General features: G+C 34.5%; 23 protein-coding genes. 19 read left to right on the top strand and 4 right to left on the bottom strand.

The genetic code is table 11. The features are described 5' to 3' along the window. Positions 1-2: 2 nt before the first annotated feature. The 19 genes from CS873_RS04085 (at position 3) to CS873_RS04175 (ending at position 14,187) form a co-directional block, all read left to right on the top strand. On the top strand, positions 3-1,004 hold the full coding sequence (locus CS873_RS04085) for an L-threonylcarbamoyladenylate synthase (RefSeq protein WP_099974600.1): 1,002 nt from the start codon (positions 3-5) through the stop codon (positions 1,002-1,004). Positions 1,005-1,015: 11 nt separating this feature from the next. Next, positions 1,016-1,645: a uracil phosphoribosyltransferase gene (gene upp, locus CS873_RS04090; RefSeq protein WP_099974601.1), complete on the top strand. Its 630-nt coding sequence runs from the start codon at positions 1,016-1,018 to the stop codon at positions 1,643-1,645. 114 nt (positions 1,646-1,759) lie between these two features. Continuing rightward, the gene (gene atpB, locus CS873_RS04095) at positions 1,760-2,470 is read left to right on the top strand and encodes a F0F1 ATP synthase subunit A (protein ID WP_099974602.1); all 711 of its coding nucleotides are present in this window, start codon (positions 1,760-1,762) and stop codon (positions 2,468-2,470) included. 24 nt (positions 2,471-2,494) lie between these two features. Next, complete coding sequence (gene atpE / locus CS873_RS04100; RefSeq protein WP_099974603.1) at positions 2,495-2,707, top strand: F0F1 ATP synthase subunit C; 213 nt, start codon at positions 2,495-2,497, stop codon at positions 2,705-2,707. Between the two features lie 81 nt (positions 2,708-2,788). Next, positions 2,789-3,310, top strand: a complete 522-nt coding sequence (gene atpF / locus CS873_RS04105; RefSeq protein ID WP_099974604.1) for a F0F1 ATP synthase subunit B — start codon at positions 2,789-2,791, stop codon at positions 3,308-3,310. Next, positions 3,297-3,842 carry an ATP synthase F1 subunit delta gene (gene atpH, locus CS873_RS04110; RefSeq protein WP_099974605.1) on the top strand — a complete coding sequence of 182 codons (546 nt, stop codon included), beginning with the start codon at positions 3,297-3,299 and terminating at the stop codon, positions 3,840-3,842. The genes atpF and atpH overlap by 14 nt, the downstream gene beginning before the upstream one ends. Before the next feature lie 19 nt (positions 3,843-3,861). Then, positions 3,862-5,382, top strand: a complete 1,521-nt coding sequence (gene atpA, locus CS873_RS04115; RefSeq protein WP_099974606.1) for a F0F1 ATP synthase subunit alpha — start codon at positions 3,862-3,864, stop codon at positions 5,380-5,382. Positions 5,383-5,402: 20 nt separating this feature from the next. Continuing rightward, complete coding sequence (locus tag CS873_RS04120) at positions 5,403-6,317, top strand: F0F1 ATP synthase subunit gamma (RefSeq protein ID WP_099974607.1); 915 nt, start codon at positions 5,403-5,405, stop codon at positions 6,315-6,317. A gap of 20 nt (positions 6,318-6,337) precedes the next feature. Further along, a complete protein-coding gene (gene atpD / locus CS873_RS04125) occupies positions 6,338-7,777 on the top strand; it encodes a F0F1 ATP synthase subunit beta (protein ID WP_099974608.1) in 1,440 nt (479 codons plus the stop codon). A gap of 17 nt (positions 7,778-7,794) precedes the next feature. Next, positions 7,795-8,229: a F0F1 ATP synthase subunit epsilon gene (locus CS873_RS04130; protein ID WP_099974609.1), complete on the top strand. Its 435-nt coding sequence runs from the start codon at positions 7,795-7,797 to the stop codon at positions 8,227-8,229. 119 nt (positions 8,230-8,348) lie between these two features. Continuing rightward, a complete protein-coding gene (locus CS873_RS04135) occupies positions 8,349-8,582 on the top strand; it encodes a DUF1146 family protein (protein WP_099974610.1) in 234 nt (77 codons plus the stop codon). A gap of 17 nt (positions 8,583-8,599) precedes the next feature. Beyond that, positions 8,600-9,922 carry a UDP-N-acetylglucosamine 1-carboxyvinyltransferase gene (gene murA, locus CS873_RS04140; protein WP_099974611.1) on the top strand — a complete coding sequence of 441 codons (1,323 nt, stop codon included), beginning with the start codon at positions 8,600-8,602 and terminating at the stop codon, positions 9,920-9,922. An 82-nt stretch (positions 9,923-10,004) separates the two neighbouring features. Further along, a complete protein-coding gene (gene mreB / locus CS873_RS04145; RefSeq protein ID WP_099974612.1) occupies positions 10,005-10,994 on the top strand; it encodes a rod shape-determining protein in 990 nt (329 codons plus the stop codon). A 9-nt stretch (positions 10,995-11,003) separates the two neighbouring features. Continuing rightward, positions 11,004-11,186 carry a DNA-directed RNA polymerase subunit beta gene (locus CS873_RS04150; protein WP_099974613.1) on the top strand — a complete coding sequence of 61 codons (183 nt, stop codon included), beginning with the start codon at positions 11,004-11,006 and terminating at the stop codon, positions 11,184-11,186. Further along, positions 11,183-11,494: a membrane protein insertion efficiency factor YidD gene (gene yidD / locus CS873_RS04155; RefSeq protein WP_425435947.1), complete on the top strand. Its 312-nt coding sequence runs from the start codon at positions 11,183-11,185 to the stop codon at positions 11,492-11,494. Before CS873_RS04150 ends, yidD begins: the two co-directional genes overlap by 4 nt. Next, positions 11,494-11,715, top strand: a complete 222-nt coding sequence (locus CS873_RS04160) for a DUF2969 family protein (RefSeq protein WP_099974614.1) — start codon at positions 11,494-11,496, stop codon at positions 11,713-11,715. Before yidD ends, CS873_RS04160 begins: the two co-directional genes overlap by 1 nt. A gap of 11 nt (positions 11,716-11,726) precedes the next feature. Further along, positions 11,727-12,929 (top strand): FtsW/RodA/SpoVE family cell cycle protein, encoded by a 1,203-nt coding sequence (locus tag CS873_RS04165; protein WP_099974615.1) that lies wholly within the window; start codon positions 11,727-11,729, stop codon positions 12,927-12,929. A 9-nt stretch (positions 12,930-12,938) separates the two neighbouring features. Continuing rightward, on the top strand, positions 12,939-13,229 hold the full coding sequence (locus CS873_RS04170) for a glycine cleavage system protein H (protein ID WP_099974616.1): 291 nt from the start codon (positions 12,939-12,941) through the stop codon (positions 13,227-13,229). Positions 13,230-13,326: 97 nt separating this feature from the next. Beyond that, positions 13,327-14,187, top strand: a complete 861-nt coding sequence (locus CS873_RS04175; protein WP_099974617.1) for a helix-turn-helix domain-containing protein — start codon at positions 13,327-13,329, stop codon at positions 14,185-14,187. A 29-nt stretch (positions 14,188-14,216) separates the two neighbouring features. Here the strand turns inward: CS873_RS04175 and CS873_RS04180 are convergent, their stop codons facing one another. The 4 genes from CS873_RS04180 to rpsD form a co-directional block, all read right to left on the bottom strand. Continuing rightward, entirely contained in the window at positions 14,217-14,687 is a 471-nt protein-coding gene (locus CS873_RS04180) for a universal stress protein (RefSeq protein ID WP_099974618.1), read from the bottom strand. A gap of 66 nt (positions 14,688-14,753) precedes the next feature. Then, a complete protein-coding gene (locus CS873_RS04185; protein ID WP_099974619.1) occupies positions 14,754-15,035 on the bottom strand; it encodes a hypothetical protein in 282 nt (93 codons plus the stop codon). Further along, positions 15,025-16,311, bottom strand: coding sequence for a replication-associated recombination protein A (locus tag CS873_RS04190; protein ID WP_099974620.1), 1,287 nt, complete (start codon positions 16,309-16,311; stop codon positions 15,025-15,027). The genes CS873_RS04185 and CS873_RS04190 overlap by 11 nt, the downstream gene beginning before the upstream one ends. 97 nt (positions 16,312-16,408) lie before the next feature. After that, a complete protein-coding gene (gene rpsD / locus CS873_RS04195; protein WP_099974621.1) occupies positions 16,409-17,017 on the bottom strand; it encodes a 30S ribosomal protein S4 in 609 nt (202 codons plus the stop codon). Positions 17,018-17,089: the final 72 nt, after the last annotated feature.

Raw genomic sequence — 17,089 nt, forward strand, 5'->3', positions numbered from 1 at the left:
AATTGACTGAAATACTAACAAGTTCTGAAATTGATAAGGCAGTGTCACTATTAGATAGCGGTCAGTTAGTATCCTTTCCAACTGAAACTGTTTATGGATTAGGTGCAGATGCTACAAATGAGGATGCTGTCAAAAATGTTTATCTTGCCAAGGGTAGACCTAGTGACAATCCTTTGATTGTCCATGTGTCGAGTCCAGATATGGTTTTTGAGTATGCAGATGAAAATTATTCTGATCAAGTTAGAGAATTAATGGATAATTTTTGGCCAGGTCCATTGACAATTATATTTCCAATTAAAAGAGATAGGTTATCCTCAAGTGTAACTGGTGGTTTGGATACAGCTGCATTTCGAATGCCTGATAATCAATTAACATTGAGCTTGATTGACAAACTAGGCAGACCAATTGTTGGTCCGTCAGCTAATACCTCTGGAAAACCGAGTCCTACTCTGGCAGAGCATGTTTATCATGATTTAAATGGTAAGATTGCAGCAATTTTGGATGATGGTCCTACTGTTATAGGTGTCGAGTCTACTGTATTAGATATGTCGACAGATGTGCCGACTATTTTAAGACCGGGAATGATAACTGTTGATGATTTGGGTAAATATTTACCTGTCGTTTCAAGTGATCATCATAAAGTAGGCCAGAAGGAAATACCAAAAGCTCCAGGAATGAAGTACACCCACTATTCACCCAATGCCGAAGTTATTATAGTAGATAATAAAGATGATTTTTCTATGGCTATGGCAGAATATTCAAATGATTCTGTTGGAATAATGGCTACTGATGATTTGCTTTCTAATATTAAGAATGCAGATCTAACCTTTTCATTAGGTAACGATATTTATTCGGCAACGAGAAATTTATATGCTGGTTTGAGATATCTTGATAATAAAAAAGTAAAATATATTTTGGCACAGGGTTTCTCAGATGATAATATAAATGAAGCATATAATAATAGATTGGAAAAATCTGCTGGTCAAAAACATTATAAAAAATAAGGAGAATTGAAATGTCTAAATTTCAAGTATTGAACCACCCACTTATTCAACATAAATTAACACTTATCAGAAGTAAGCATGCTGGAACAAAAGTGTTTAGAGAAGTAGCCAATGAAATTGGTGAATTGATGGTTTATGAAATTACTCGGGATCTTCCTCTTAAAGAAGTTGAAATTGAAACACCTATGGGTAAATCAAAGCAAAACGTTATTGCTGGTAAAAAACTAGCTGTTATTCCTATTCTAAGAGCAGGTTTGGGAATGGTTGACGGAGTTCTTGAACTTATCCCTGCAGCAAAAGTAGGACACATCGGAATGTATAGAGATGAAAAAACTTTGCAACCACATGAGTACTTTGTGAAGCTTCCAAGTGATATCGATCAACGTGATCTATTCATTGTTGATCCGATGTTAGCTACTGGTGGTTCAGCAAATATGGCGATTGACGCCTTGAAAAAGCGTGGTGCTAAGAACATGAGACTTGTAGTCTTAGTAGCAGCGCCAGAGGGTGTTAAGGCTGTTCAAGAAGCTCATCCAGACGTAGATATTTATGCAGCAGCTCTGGATGATCAACTAACAGATGACGGATATATTTTCCCAGGTCTTGGAGATGCTGGAGATCGTCTTTTCGGCACAAAATAATTTCACAAATTGAATGAAAAAATTTAAATTTTTAACTTATAATTTTTTATCTTTAGTGTTATTATTTTGTGGTATCGTGTACAAAATAATACGCTGAAAGGAGGGTGATCTAACTTGGATGATAAGTATAGATTTATTGATTTTTTAGGTATGAGATTTAATGTTGCTAATTGTCTTTCAACTATAATCGCAGCAATATTAGTATTTATACTTGTATTTTCATTATCAAGAAAACTACAATTGAAACCTGGTAAAGCTCAGAACCTTCTTGAATGGATGATAGATTTTACAAATGGAATTGTAAAATCTAATGTCTCTGATAGACCTTCTAATAACTTTGGATTATATGGATTTGTATTATTCCTATTTATATTTATGTCAAATCAATTAGGATTAATTTTTCAAATTAACGTTGGTGGATATGCATACTTGAAATCTCCAACGGCTAATCCAATTGTGACAATGGGATTGGCATTAATGTCGATTCTATTAGCACATTATTATGGAGTTAAGAAATTTGGATTCGGTGGATATTTGAGTAATTTTACGAGACCATTGCCTCTATTATTACCATTTAATCTGATTGAAGAATTTACGAATTACCTTACTTTATCATTACGTCTTTACGGTAATATCTTTGCTGGAGAAGTTTTATTGATGTTGATTGCTAAGGTAGCAACAAGTTTTGGTCTTGTATCATTTGCCTTTGCAATTCCAGTAGAAATGATTTGGCAAGGTTTCTCAGTATTTATTGGAGCCATCCAAGCGTACGTTTTCACTACACTATCGATGGTATATGTATCACGCAAATTAGAACGAGAATAACAAATTTTTGGAGGATTTTTAACTATGAAAGAAATAGCCGCAGCATTAGCAGCAGGTTTAGCAGCCTTTGGAGCATCAATTGGTAACGGTCTAGTTATCTCTAAAACAATTGAAAGTATGGCACGTCAACCAGAAATATCAGGTGACTTAAGAGGAACAATGTTCGTCGGTGTTGGTCTTATCGAAGCTGTTCCGATCATCGCTATTGCCATCTCATTTGTTATTCTTTTCGTATAATATCAAACAAATTGCTGGCGATGATTAAAAATAATAATCGCCTTTTTCTGTTTTTATTTATGAAAGGAAGGAGAATAGTAAATGGCAAACTTATTAGTACTTGGAGCCGGAAAATTAGCTTTAGGTGATATGTTATTTGTTCTTATTTCCTTTATCATTTTAACTTTATTGGTTAAGAAATTTGCATGGGGACCTGTAACTAAGATCATGGACGATCGATCTAAAAAAATTACAGGCGACCTAGATTACGCTGATCAAGAGAGAGCTAAAGCTGAAAAATTAGCTAACGAACGCGAACAAGCTCTACAAAAGTCAAGAGCTGAAGCAGTTGATATTGTTAACAAAGCTAAAGAAAATGGGGAAACTCAGAAGAAGGGTATTGTTGACAGTGCCAATGATCAAGCTGAAAAGGTAAGACAAAAAGCACAAGAAGATGCTGCAAAAGCTAAAGAAGATGCAATGAAAGATGCTCAGAATGACATCGCAAGTATTTCACTTCAAATTGCTTCAACAGTTATCGGAAAAGAACTTAAAGCAGATGATCAAAGTGCATTAATTGACTCTTATATTAAGGAGTTGACTTTAGACAATGAAGCTAAGTAAATTCCAAGTTGGAAAAAGATATAGCCGTGCATTGTATGAGGTTGCTCAAGATAATGTGAATTTAGATGAAACGCTTGAAGAAATTTATAGTTTAAAAGCTGTTTTTGATGAAAATCCAGAATTGAGTGTTGCCTTGAGCACGCGTTCTATTTCAACGAAAGATAAGAAAAACATATTAGATGCCTTATCATCACAATATAGTGATCTTCTAAAGAATTTTTTGAGTATGGTTCTTGATAGAGATAGGATGAATGCTATTACAGAAATTGTAGATTCATTCGTTGATCGTTATGATCTGGACCATGGTATTGTTGAAGCAACTGCTACAACAAGTGTGCCTTTATCAAAAGAACAAGAAGAAAGCTTGATAAATGTTGTTAAGCAACGTTTTTCGGTGAAACAAGTAAATCTAAAGAGTGTAGTAGATGAATCAATCTTAGGCGGGGTTATCTTACGTGTAGGTGACAACGTTATTGATGGTAGTGTAATTAAGAAATTTAATAACATCAAAAATCTACTTGCTTCAAATTAAAATAATTGAGGTGAAAAGGATGAGCATCAAAACTGAAGAAATTAGTTCATTGATTAAAGAACAGTTGAAAAACTACAAAGATGAACTTTCAGTTGACGAAGTAGGTACAGTTACTTACGTCGGTGACGGTATTGCCCGTGCTAATGGTTTGGGTAATGCTATGGCCAGTGAGTTATTGCAATTTGCTGATGGTACTTATGGTGTTGCTCAAAACCTGGAAAGTGATGATGTTGGTATCATCATTCTAGGTAACTACGATAATATTCGTGAAGGCGACACTGTTAAGAGAACCGGTCAAATTATGGAAGTCCCTGTTGGGGAAGCACTCATTGGACGTGTTGTTAATACTTTAGGTCAACCTGTTGATGGTCTTGGAGATATTGCAACTACAGAAACTAGACCAATGGAATCACCAGCACCTGGTGTTATGCAACGTAAATCAGTTTTTGAACCACTTCAAACAGGTTTAAAAGCTATTGATGCCCTTGTTCCTATTGGACGTGGACAACGTGAGTTGATCATTGGGGATAGAAAAACTGGTAAAACTTCAGTAGCCATTGATACAATCTTGAATCAAAAAGATCAAGATATGATTTGTATCTATGTAGCTATTGGTCAAAAGGAATCAACAATTAGAAGTCAAGTTGAGACCCTTAGAAAAAATGGAGCAATGGATTATACAATCGTTGTTGAAGCTGGACCAAGTTCTCCAGCACCTATGCTTTATTTTGCACCATATACTGGTGCAGCAATGGGTGAATACTTCATGTATAACGGTAAGCATGTCTTGATTATTTATGATGATTTAAGTAAACAAGCTACTTCTTATCGTGAACTCTCATTGCTTCTTCGTAGACCGCCTGGTCGTGAAGCTTATCCTGGTGATGTTTTCTACTTGCACTCACGTTTACTAGAACGTGCTGCTAAATTGAGTGATGAATTGGGTGGTGGTTCAATGACCGCTTTACCAATTATCGAAACTCAAGCCGGAGACATTTCTGCTTATATTCCAACTAACGTTATTTCCATTACAGATGGACAAATTTTCTTGAGTAGTGATTTGTTCTATTCAGGTACAAGACCAGCTATCAATGCCGGTGCATCTGTTTCTCGTGTTGGTGGGGATGCTCAAATTAAAGCTATGAAGAAAGTTGCTGGTACACTTCGTTTGGATCTTTCTTCTTATCGTGAATTGGAATCATTTGCTCAATTTGGTTCTGATTTGGATGCAGCAACTAAATCAAAATTAGATCGTGGACGTAGAACAGTTGAAGTACTAAAACAACCAGTTCACTCTCCAATTACTGTTGAAAAGCAAGTTCTTATTCTTTTTGCTCTTACTCGCGGATTCATAGATAACGTTGAAGTTGAAGATATCCAAGAATATGAAAGTTCATTATCAGAATTCTTTGAATCAAATCATCAAGATCTATTGGACACTATCAAAAATGAAGGTGTTCTTCCTGATGAAGATAAGATGAAATCTGGAATTGATGACTTTACTAAGAATTTCATTGCTTCAAAACAAAATGATAAGTAAAAATACAGGAGGTTTAAATTTTGGCTGAATCATTAATGGATATTAAAAGAAGAATAACTTCTACTCGTAAGACCGGTCAAATTACAAGAGCCATGCAAATGGTTTCTGGTGCCAAACTCTCTCGTATTGAAAGCAAGTCAAAAGCTTATCAATTATATTCAAATAAGGTTGAAGAAATTGTAAGACACTTGAGTGTCGGACATGTATTTCGTGAAGCTTCAGAAACACAATCAAGTGATCCTATGGCTTTAGGAAATCTTTTGGCTAAACGTCCAATCAAGAAGACAGCATATATTGTTGTCACTAGTGATCGTGGATTAGTTGGTGGATACAATAGTAATATTTTGAAGGCAATGATGGAGCAATTTAAGCAAAATCATAATAACGATAAATCTAAATTTACTATTATTTCATTTGGTAATACAGGAACTGAGTTTTTTAAAAATCGTGGATTTGATGTGAGCTATCAATATAATGGCTTACCTGATATTCCTACTGTTGAAGAAATTACTCCAGTTGTTAAATCAGTTTTGGAATTATATCAAAAGGGTGAATTTGATGAGATTTATGTATGTCATAATCATCATGTTAATTCTTTAGTATCTAAATTTACAAAACAGAAATTGTTACCTTTAGATGAAGCCGAAGATGCAACTTTAGAAGAACAAAATATTGCAAGTGCATATATTACTGAACCAAGTCCTGAAGTGGTCTTGTCAGCAATTGTGCCTCAATATATTGAATGTTTGATATTTGGAGCAATCATGGATGCAAAAACTGCAGAACATGCTGCTTCTGTTACAGCAATGAAGAGTGCTACTGATAATGCTGATAGTTTAATTTCAGATTTATCATTACACTACAACCGTGCTCGTCAAGCTCAAATTACAACAGAAATCACTGAAATTGTTGGTGGAGCTGCTGCACTAGAATAGTTAAGAGAGGAACCAATAATATGAGTAGTAAAGGAACTGTTAATCAAGTCATTGGTCCAGTTGTTGACGTAGAATTTCCACTAGATGGAGATTTACCAAAACTTAACGATGCTCTTGTTGTAGACAAAGCAGATGGATCAAAGATTACTCTAGAAGTTGCCCTAGAACTTGGAGATGGTATATTACGTACTATTTCAATGAGTTCAACAGATGGTATTCGTAGAGGTGCTGAAGTTATAACTACAGGTAGTCCTATTACTGTCCCTGTTGGTAAAGAAACATTGGGACGTGTTTTCAATGTTCTTGGACAAACAGTTGATGGTGGGGATGAATTTCCTGCAGACTTTAGACGTGATCCAATTCATCGTCAAGCACCCGCTTATGATGAATTGAATACATCAACTGAAATTCTTGAAACAGGAATTAAAGTTATTGATCTTCTTGAACCATACGTTCGAGGAGGAAAAGTTGGATTGTTCGGTGGTGCCGGTGTTGGTAAAACCGTTCTAATCCAAGAGTTAATTCACAATATTGCCGAAGAACACGGTGGAATTTCTGTGTTTACTGGTGTTGGTGAAAGAACTCGTGAAGGTAATGACCTTTATTATGAAATGAAGGAATCTGGTGTTCTTAAAAAGACTGCCATGGTTTATGGACAAATGAACGAATCACCAGGTGCTCGTATGCGTGTTGCTCTAACAGGGTTAACAATTGCTGAGTACTTCCGTGATGTTGAAGGACAAGATGTTCTATTGTTCATTGACAATATCTTTAGATTTACTCAAGCTGGTTCTGAGGTTTCTGCCTTACTAGGTCGTATGCCATCAGCCGTTGGTTACCAACCAACATTGGCTACAGAAATGGGACAATTGCAAGAAAGAATTACTTCAACTAAGAAGGGTTCAATCACTTCAATTCAAGCTGTTTATGTTCCTGCTGATGATTATACTGATCCAGCTCCAGCAACAACATTCGCCCATTTGGACGCTACAACCAACTTGGAACGTAAATTGACAGAGCAAGGTATATATCCTGCCGTTGATCCATTGGCATCATCTTCATCTGCTCTTGATCCGTCAATCGTTGGTGAAGAACACTATAATGTAGCTACTGAAGTACAACAAGTTCTTCAAAGATACCGTGAATTGCAAGATATTATTTCAATTCTTGGTATGGATGAACTTTCTGATGAAGAAAAGACAGTTGTTGCACGTGCCAGAAGAATTCAATTCTTCTTAGCACAAAACTTTAGTGTTGCTGAACAATTTACTGGTATGCCTGGTTCATATGTTCCTGTCGAACAAACAGTAAAAGACTTCCGTTCTATACTAGATGGTAAGTACGATGATGTTCCAGAAGATGCCTTCAATGGTGTTGGTGGAATTGAAGATGTACTTAAAAAAGCTGAAGGTATGGGCTGGAAAGCATCAGAAGATTCAAGTAAAGCTGTTACTAACTAAAAATAAGGAGGAATAATATGGCTGATCAAGATAATGTTATGACGGTCAATATTGTCACTCCTGATGGCGTTGTTTACGATCATCATGGAAAAATTATTATTGCAAGTTCCATTGATGGTGAGATTGGTATAATGGCAAATCATGAACCAATTATTGCTCCACTTAAAATAGATAAAGTTCGTGTTAAGAGATTAGACGATCCTAATCATGTGGATGTAATTGCTGTAAATGGCGGCTTTTTGGAGTTTAGTAATGATCTAGTTTCTATTGTGGCAAATAGTGCTGAAAGAGCTGGAGACATTGATTTAAGACGTGCTGAATATCAAAAGAAACATGCTGAAGAAATTATTCAGAAATCTAAAGATAATTCAGAGAACGATGCAGATGCCAAAAGAGCTGAAATATCACTACGTAAAGCTATCAATAGAATTAATGTAAGTTCAGATAAATAAAAAGCTTGGGAATAAATTTCCCAAGCTTTTTTTATTTTAAATTAAAAAAAGTAAAAGAATTACTTAATTTGCATATTTAAAATTAAGTCATGTTATTATGTAGAAAGTGAGGTTAGACTATGAGTTTAAGTTTGATATCTTTAGTTACGCTAATTAGTCATTTAGTCTTTATTACTATTACATACAACATATTACAATCTATCGATTGGAATAAAATTTTCCGATCAAGTAATGATCCTAGACCTTTAAGATTTTTTGTTTTATTTTTATCAATTGCAATTGGGTACAACGTAAGTACATTTTTTATAAGTATTTTTACTTTATCACAGAGTTTTTCTTTACTCTTTAGGTAATATCTGGAGGCTTTATCGTGGAAAAAATTATTGTTAATGGTCCCAGTCGTTTGACAGGGCATGTTGAAATAGAAGGGGCTAAAAATGCAGTATTGCCAATTTTGGCATCAACCATTTTAGCTGAGAAAGGAACTGTACAACTTGCAAATGTTCCTCCTCTTTCTGATGTTTTAACAATGATTGAAGTGCTAAAAAGATTAGACGCTGATGTTGATTATGATCAGATAAATAAGACAGTAGAAATTAATTCAGAAGGTACGATTCTATCAGATGCACCTGAAGAATTAGTAGATAAAATGCGTGCATCCATTGTTGTTTTGGGAGCTCTCCTTGCTAGAAACAAAGAAGCTCATATTGCCATGCCTGGAGGTTGTGCTATTGGTTCTAGACCAATTGATTTGCATCTTAAGGGTTTGGAAGCTATGGGAGCAGAATTTACTCAAAATGGTGGATATATTGATGCCAAGACAGAAGGTCTTCATGGCACAAATATCTATTTAGATTTCCCTAGTGTTGGAGCTACTCAAAATATCATGATGGCTGCTACCTTAGCAGAAGGCGAAACAATTATTGAAAATGCAGCTCGTGAACCTGAAATTGTTGATTTGGCCAATGTTCTAAGTAAAATGGGTGCTAGAGTCACTGGTGCAGGAACAAATACTATCAAAATAACGGGTGTAGAATCACTTCACGGCTGTGAACACAGTATTATGCAGGATAGAATTGAAGCAGGCACTTTCATGGTAGCCGCTGCCGTTACGAATGGTGATATCTTGATTGAAGATGCAGTTGTAAATCACAATCGTCCATTGATTTCTAAGTTGGAAGAAATGGGAGTTGAATTTATTGAATCTGATGAAGGTATAAGAGTTATCGGAACTGACAACTTGAAGCCTACAGATGTTAAAACAATTCCGCATCCAGGCTTCCCAACAGATATGCAAGCACAAATGACATTAGCTCAGATTCTAAGTAATGGAACAAGTATTATGCAAGAAACTGTTTTTGAAAATAGATTCATGCATTTTAATGAATTCGGGAAAATGGGTGGAGATTACCGTATCGAAGGTAATTCTGTTATTATGTTTGGCCCTGCACAACTTTCAGGCGCAGACGTTGAAGCTACAGATTTGAGATCTGCCGCTGCACTTGTTTTAGCTGGGATTGTTGCTGACGGTGAAACCAGAGTTTCAAATCTAAAATATCTTGATCGTGGTTACTATAAATTTGTAGAAAAACTTCAAAATTTAGGTGCTGATATTCATCGAGTATCCATTGATAAAAATGGGATTGAAACAGTTATCACATCTGATTTAAATAAAAAAGATTTACTAGCTTAAAAGAAGCGAATTTTATTCGCTTCTTTTTTTATTTGTAATGTCTAGATATGATATAATTTTTATTAGGTTTACGGAGGATTTCATGAAAAAATTAATAGGTATAGACTTAGGGACAGCCAATGTTTTAATTAACGTATTAGGTGATGGAGTTGTTCTAAATGAACCGTCTATGGTTGCGGTTAATACTAAAACAAATGAAGTAATCGCTGTAGGGCAAGATGCTTACAGAATGGCTGGTAGAACACCAGACAGTATTCGTGCAATAAGACCCTTAAAAGATGGGGTAATTGCTGATTTTGATGTTACAGAAAAAATGCTTCAACAATTTATTGGCAAAGTAAAAGCCAAAGGCAGATTTTCTAAACCAATAATTATGATTTGTACACCTACAGATGTGACAAATGTTGAACAGAGGGCAATTATTGAAGCAGCAGAAAATGCTGGCGCTAGCCAAGTTTATCTACAATACGAACCTAAAGTGGCTGCAGTTGGCTCAGGGTTAGATATCTTTAGACCACACGGAAGTATGGTAATTGATATTGGTGGTGGAACTAGTGATGTTGCTGTTTTATCAATGGGTGATGTTGTTGCAAGTAGATCTCTTCGTCATGCAGGATATAAGATGAGTATTGCTGTTCAAAATTATATCAAGAATAAAAAAGATTTAATTGTAGGTGAAAAGACCTCAGAAAATATTAAAATTCGTCTTGGGACAGCAATGAATCCTCAAGAGAGTAATAAGTACTCAGCAAGTGGTATCGATGTTGCTTCCGGTTTACCTAAGGAAGTAGAATTGACAGAAGTGGATATCTATGAAGCTTTGAAACCATCTGTTGAACAACTTTTATCAGTTACAAAAACTGTTATGGAAGAGACACCAGCAGAACTTACTGCAGATATCATCGATCAAGGTGTGATGTTAACTGGTGGAGGTTCACTAGTTAAAAATCTAGATAAATATTTTGCTGATGAATTAGGAGTACCTGTGTTAAGATCAGAGAATCCATTGGATTCTGTGGCACTAGGAACAGGAATACTTTTAGAAAATATAAGAAAACATAAGCAATTTTAAGGGTGAAAAATGAAACGAGACTTTGGAAAAGAATATCGTAATTCGATATTTAGAAAAGTATGGCGAGTTATTTTGTTAATGGTCATATTTCTATTATTAGGAATGTTGATAGGATCTGCTTTAGGTGGATCTAATCCATTTGCTATTTTGTGGCCAGGAACATGGATACATATGGTTGATTTTCTAAGATGAAAAAGCTGAGCTATATTTATTTATATCCAGTGAGATTTTATCAAAAATTTATATCGCCTATCTTACCTCCAAGTTGTCGATATTACCCAACGTGTTCTAACTATTTTATCGATGCAGTAAAAAAACATGGTATTATATTAGGATCGATAATGGGTATCGCCAGAATCTTAAGATGTCATCCATTTATTCGAGGTGGAGTTGATCCGGTTCCGGATAATTTCACTATATTCAGAAATCCTAATCCCCAAAACTATGAAGACGAAATTATAGCAAATAAATTTCATAATCAAAATAATGAGGAAAAATAATGGCAAGAAAAGATAAATCAATTGAAATTGACTTAAAAGAAATATCTAGTGATCCTGAAAAATATGAACTTTGGGATCAGAAAAAATATATTGGATCAATAGTAAAAGAAGGGGATAGATATTTATCTACTATCGAATCTGGAGATACTCCATTTAAGACAGTTAAATTAGATGATGCTATCAACGAATTATTAATGCAATATAATCTACATAATCATTAATAGGTGTTAAAATGCAAATGAGAAGTAATAAAAAAGAAAATGATTTAGAATCAAGAATTGATTGGGGAATAATATTTTCAATTATGACCTTGGCAATAATTGGTCTACTATCAATTTATGTTGCTTCTGTACAAGATTCTATTAATCCACTGAGAAATGTAGTTTCTCAACTGGTGTGGTATGTAATAGGTGCTGTTATTATTGTAGTGATAATGCAGTTTGATGCAGAACAATTATGGATGGTTACCGATTATGTATACTACGCTGGACTGGCGCTATTATTTCTCGTTTTGATCTTCTATAGTAGAGAATATGCAGTTCAAACTGGTGCTCGTAGTTGGTTTGCTGTAGGATCGTTCACTTTCCAGCCGTCGGAAATTATGAAACCTGCTTATATTTTGATGATAAGTAAAGTTATAACTACGCATAATACCGAATATAGAAATCATAATGTTCGTAACGATTTATTACTACTAGGTAAATTGTTATTGTGGACACTTCCAGTTGTCGTATTATTGACACTTCAAAATGATTTAGGTACTACTCTAGTATTCTTAGCAATACTTGGTGGTAGTATTCTTGTTTCAGGTATTGACTGGAAAATAATTGGAACATTAGTCCTTATTATTGCTGTAATAGGTGGTTTGGGCATTGCCCTTACTACTACCGACTGGGGACGAAGTATTTTAGCTAATTTTGGTTTCAAGACATACCAATTTTCTCGTATTGACAGTTGGTTGAATCCTTCTCAAGATACTTCGGGTGACGGATACCAAGTTTGGCAAAATATGAAAGCCATCGGTTCGGGACAGCTACTAGGTAAGGGATTCAATGTTTCTAATGTTTACGTTCCGGTACGAGAATCAGATATGATTTTCTCAGTAATCGGAGAGAACTTTGGATTTATAGGTGCATGTGTACTTATTCTTTTGTACTTCTTACTTATCTATCAAATGATACAAGTAACATTTGATACAAAGAATGAGTTTTACGCATATGTATCTACTGGTGTTATCATGATGATACTTTTCCACGTTTTTGAAAATATTGGTATGAGTGTTGGATTATTACCTATGACAGGTATTCCATTACCATTCATATCTCAAGGTGGATCAGCCCTTCTGGGTAATATGATTGGTGTCGGCTTGATAATGTCCATGAGATTCCACAATAGAAGTTATATGTTTGAAAATGGATCATTTACAAGGAGATGATAGACTTTTATGAACGAAAATGAAGATTTGTGGGTTGAGAAAACCGACAATGGATTTTTAGTAGGTTTAAAAGAAGATAATCAAGATACACTGGGTGAAGTAAAATATGTTGATCTACCTTCCGTTGGACAAAAACTTCAAAAAGGTGACACTGCTGTTGAAGTTGAAGCCCAAAAAGCTGTTATAGAGCTAGAATCTCCAGTAGATGGAGAAGTAATCAGAATAAATGAAGCACTTGCTGATGAACCTCAAGTAGTTGTCAACAAGGACAGTTCTTGGATGTATGAAGTAAGAATATAAAAAAATTGATTATTTTCAATTAGCATATTTCTTGCAAATTTTTCATAAAACTGGTTAAATTTAGTCTGAAATTAATAATGAATGGGGATAATTCATAATGAAGATTTTAGGAGACAAGATTCGCTACTACAGAAAATTAAGAGGAATTTCTCAATCTGAATTAGCCGAAGGGATTTGTACTCAAGCTACTGTTTCATTAATTGAAAAGAAAGACAAGATTCCAAGTATGGAAATATTGGTTCGTTTATGTGAGAGACTGGGTATCACAATGAACCTTGTAATCGTCAATGATGATAGTCAAATCTACTCAATAATTAGTGAAATTAAAACATTATTTTACCATGCTGATTATAAAGCCATTGCTGAAAAGTTAAATAAATTAAGCAATGTTAATGTAAATAATAAGCAAGAAATTAAATTAATTCATTTCTTTAATGGTTTAGTTGAATATGAAGTAAATCACAATTACGATAAAGCCATCTTTGACTTTAATAGGGCTATGAATGTTGATTTAACTAACATTGATATGTACGATATCCTAATTGATATCTATACAGCAAAATCATATGTTAATAAGAAATCAAATGATGAAGCTCAGGTTTACTATGATCAAACAAAATCATTAATTAATTCCAGTGTTGAAAAAATAAATGATGAAAATTATCATGATAGTATTTTAATATATGCTAATATGTCAGAATTATCACTTAACCTAGGTGATAATGATCAAGCATTGAAATTTGCTAAATCAGGTATCTTCATTGCTAAGAAAGAACAATCATTGTTCAAGTTGGATGTCATGTTCTACATTTTGGCACAAGCTAAGATCTTAGTTGATGAAACACCAGATAAAGCTCTTGTTCAAGCTTACGTTATCTCAGATATCAATGATAATCCTAAATTACATGAGCGTGTATTAGTAGAATTAAAGCAAAAGAATTTGAGTTTATTTCAATAAAAAAAACCGACATTTAATGTCGGCTTTTTTTATTTTGGTGCTTTAATTTCTTTGTTGTCCAAATCTGTTCTTACAACTAATACATCACACTTAGCAGTACGTGTTACGTATTCTGTAACAGATCCAATAAGCAATCTTTCCATTGCATTCAATCCAGTAGCACCAATCATAATCAAATCAATATTGTGTTTTTCTGGAAATTCTGCGGAAATAATTGTTTTAGGTGCACCATATTCAATGCTGTAATCTACGTCTTCTAGACCAGCACTTTTGGCAGTTTCTACATAACCCTTAACAGTTTCTTTTGCTTTTTCAGTAATTTCTTCGACCATTGTAGTGTCGAAACTAGAAACGTTTTGGAAAGCACGAGTATCAATGATATGTAGAATATGAACTGTAGCATTGTTTCTTTTAGCAACTTCTACAGCTTTTTTGAAAGCCAATTCAGCTTCAAATGAACCATCGATAGGTACTAGAATGTTTTTATATTGTTGTAGCATGATAATCACCTCAAGTAATTTTTTGTATCTGATTATATTGTAATGTATTCGGAAACATAAATACAGTTATCTACGTATATTCGATAGATAAATGGAGAAAAATCCTGCGATAAAAGCACCTGCTACTAAAATAATTAAGTTAGATTTTACATTCCCAAAAAATAATATTATAATCCCTGCAATCGAATCAAGGCAAAGGAGTCCTGCAGTTATTCTCATAGTTGGTTTCAGTGATGCTATATTTTTTGGATCATAAATTAAAAACTTTTTGTCGCTGTAGTACCAAAGGTTATAGGAAAGACCAAGTAAAAATATTATAAAGATAATCATTAAGATATTAACTATCAATGTTTTGCTCCTTTTTCCATTGTTCAATTTGTTGAATTCTCAGTTTTAAAGCTTGTTCATATTTACCAGTTTCGTTAGGTTCATAATATGTTTTATTTGCTAAATTATCTGGAAGATATTGTTGGTTTATAAAGGCATTAGGATAATTATGAGGATATTTGTAACCAACACCATGTCCTAACTCTTTTGCACCTGAGTAATGTGCATCTTTCAAATCATCTGGAATTGATGAGGCTTTACCAGAACGAACATCAGAAAGTGCGGAATCAATTGCTTCCATAGCTGAATTTGATTTAGGACATAGACACAATTCTATAACTGCATTTGCTAATGGAATTCTTGCTTCCGGCATTCCTACCATCTGAGCTACTTGGGCAGCTTGTACAGCTCTTGAACAAGCTTGTGGATTAGCTAAGCCAACATCTTCATAGGCACAAATTAACAATCTTCTTATAGCAATTGTTATTTCACCTGCCTCTAGTAATCTAGCAAGATAGAGTAGGGCAGCATTAACGTCACTACCACGTATAGATTTCTGAAATGCAGAAATGACATCGTAGTGACTGTCGCCGTCTTTATCAGCAGAAATAGCTTTCTTTTGAACTGATTCTTCGATGATTTTAAGGTCAATATGTATCTTTCCGTCGATCTCATCAGTTGAAAGGACAGATAACTCTAAACCATTAAGGATACTTCTTAGATCGCCATTAGTGGAGCTTACAAGTAAATTGAGAGCATTATCATCTAAGTCTACTGGATAACTACCTAAGCCCTTATCTTTATCATCTAATGCTCTTTGGACAGCTATTTTCATATCATCTATGCTTAAAGGTTTAAGTTCGAATATTTGAACACGAGATCTAATAGCAGGACTGATATTTATGTATGGATTTTCAGTTGTAGCACCAATTAATATAATTGAGCCGCTTTCTAATAATGGTAGGAGAAAATCTTGTTTGGTCTTATCGAGTCTATGAATTTCATCTAATAATAAAACAACCGTGCCGCTCATTTTTGCTTCTTCTGCTACAATTTGTAAATCTTTCTTGGTATCGGTGGCAGCATTTAACATACGAAATGCGTACTTAGTACTTCCGGCAATAGCACTTGCAATGCTGGTTTTACCAATTCCAGGAGGACCATATAAAATCATCGATGATAGCATTTTTGCTTGTACCATACGACGAATGATTTTATGTTCACCCACAAGGTGTTGTTGACCAACTATTTCATCAATGTTTGTAGGTCTCATTCGATAGGCTAGTGGTGTCTGCATAATTCCTCCTAATTAGAATTTTGACATAATACTAATTATAACAGTTTAGAATATAAATAAAAAAAACATCCACACAGTGGATGTTTTTTTGTAGATATTAAAGAATTTGGTTGTAGTATTCAACAACTAGTGATTCATCAACATTTGGTTCTAGTTCATCACGTTCTGGCATTCTTACAAGAGAACCAGTAAGTGTGTTTTCATCAAAGTTTACGAAACCAGGACGACCAACAACACTTTCAAGGTTAGCTTTAACAATTGCTAGATCTTTTGATTTTGGTCTTAGTGTGATTTCTTGTCCAATCTTAACTTCGTAAGAAGGGATATCAACACGTTTGCCATCAACAAGAATGTGACCGTGGTTTACAAGTTGACGTGCTTGTGGACGAGTATTAGCTAATCCAAGTCTGTAAACAACATTGTCAAGTCTTGTTTCAAGAAGAAGCATCAAGTTGAAACCATGAATTCCTTCCATCTTACCGGCACGTTTAAACAAGTTACGGAATTGACGTTCGTTAACTTCGTACATGAAACGTAGCTTTTGCTTTTCTGTTAATTGTGTACCATATTCAGAAATCTTACGACGACTGTTTGGTCCATGTTGACCTGGAGCATAGTTACGACGAGCAATTTCTTTACCTGTACCTGATAGGGAAATACCTAAACGACGTGATAATTTCCAACGAGGTCCTGTATATCTAGACATTAATTTGTCCTCCAATAATTTTTTTGGAGTAAAATATTTAACTAAGAGTTCAACATTCGTGCAGGCATCTTT

It is taken from the genome of Companilactobacillus metriopterae (assembly GCF_002762335.1).
Lineage (GTDB): Bacteria > Bacillota > Bacilli > Lactobacillales > Lactobacillaceae > Companilactobacillus > Companilactobacillus metriopterae.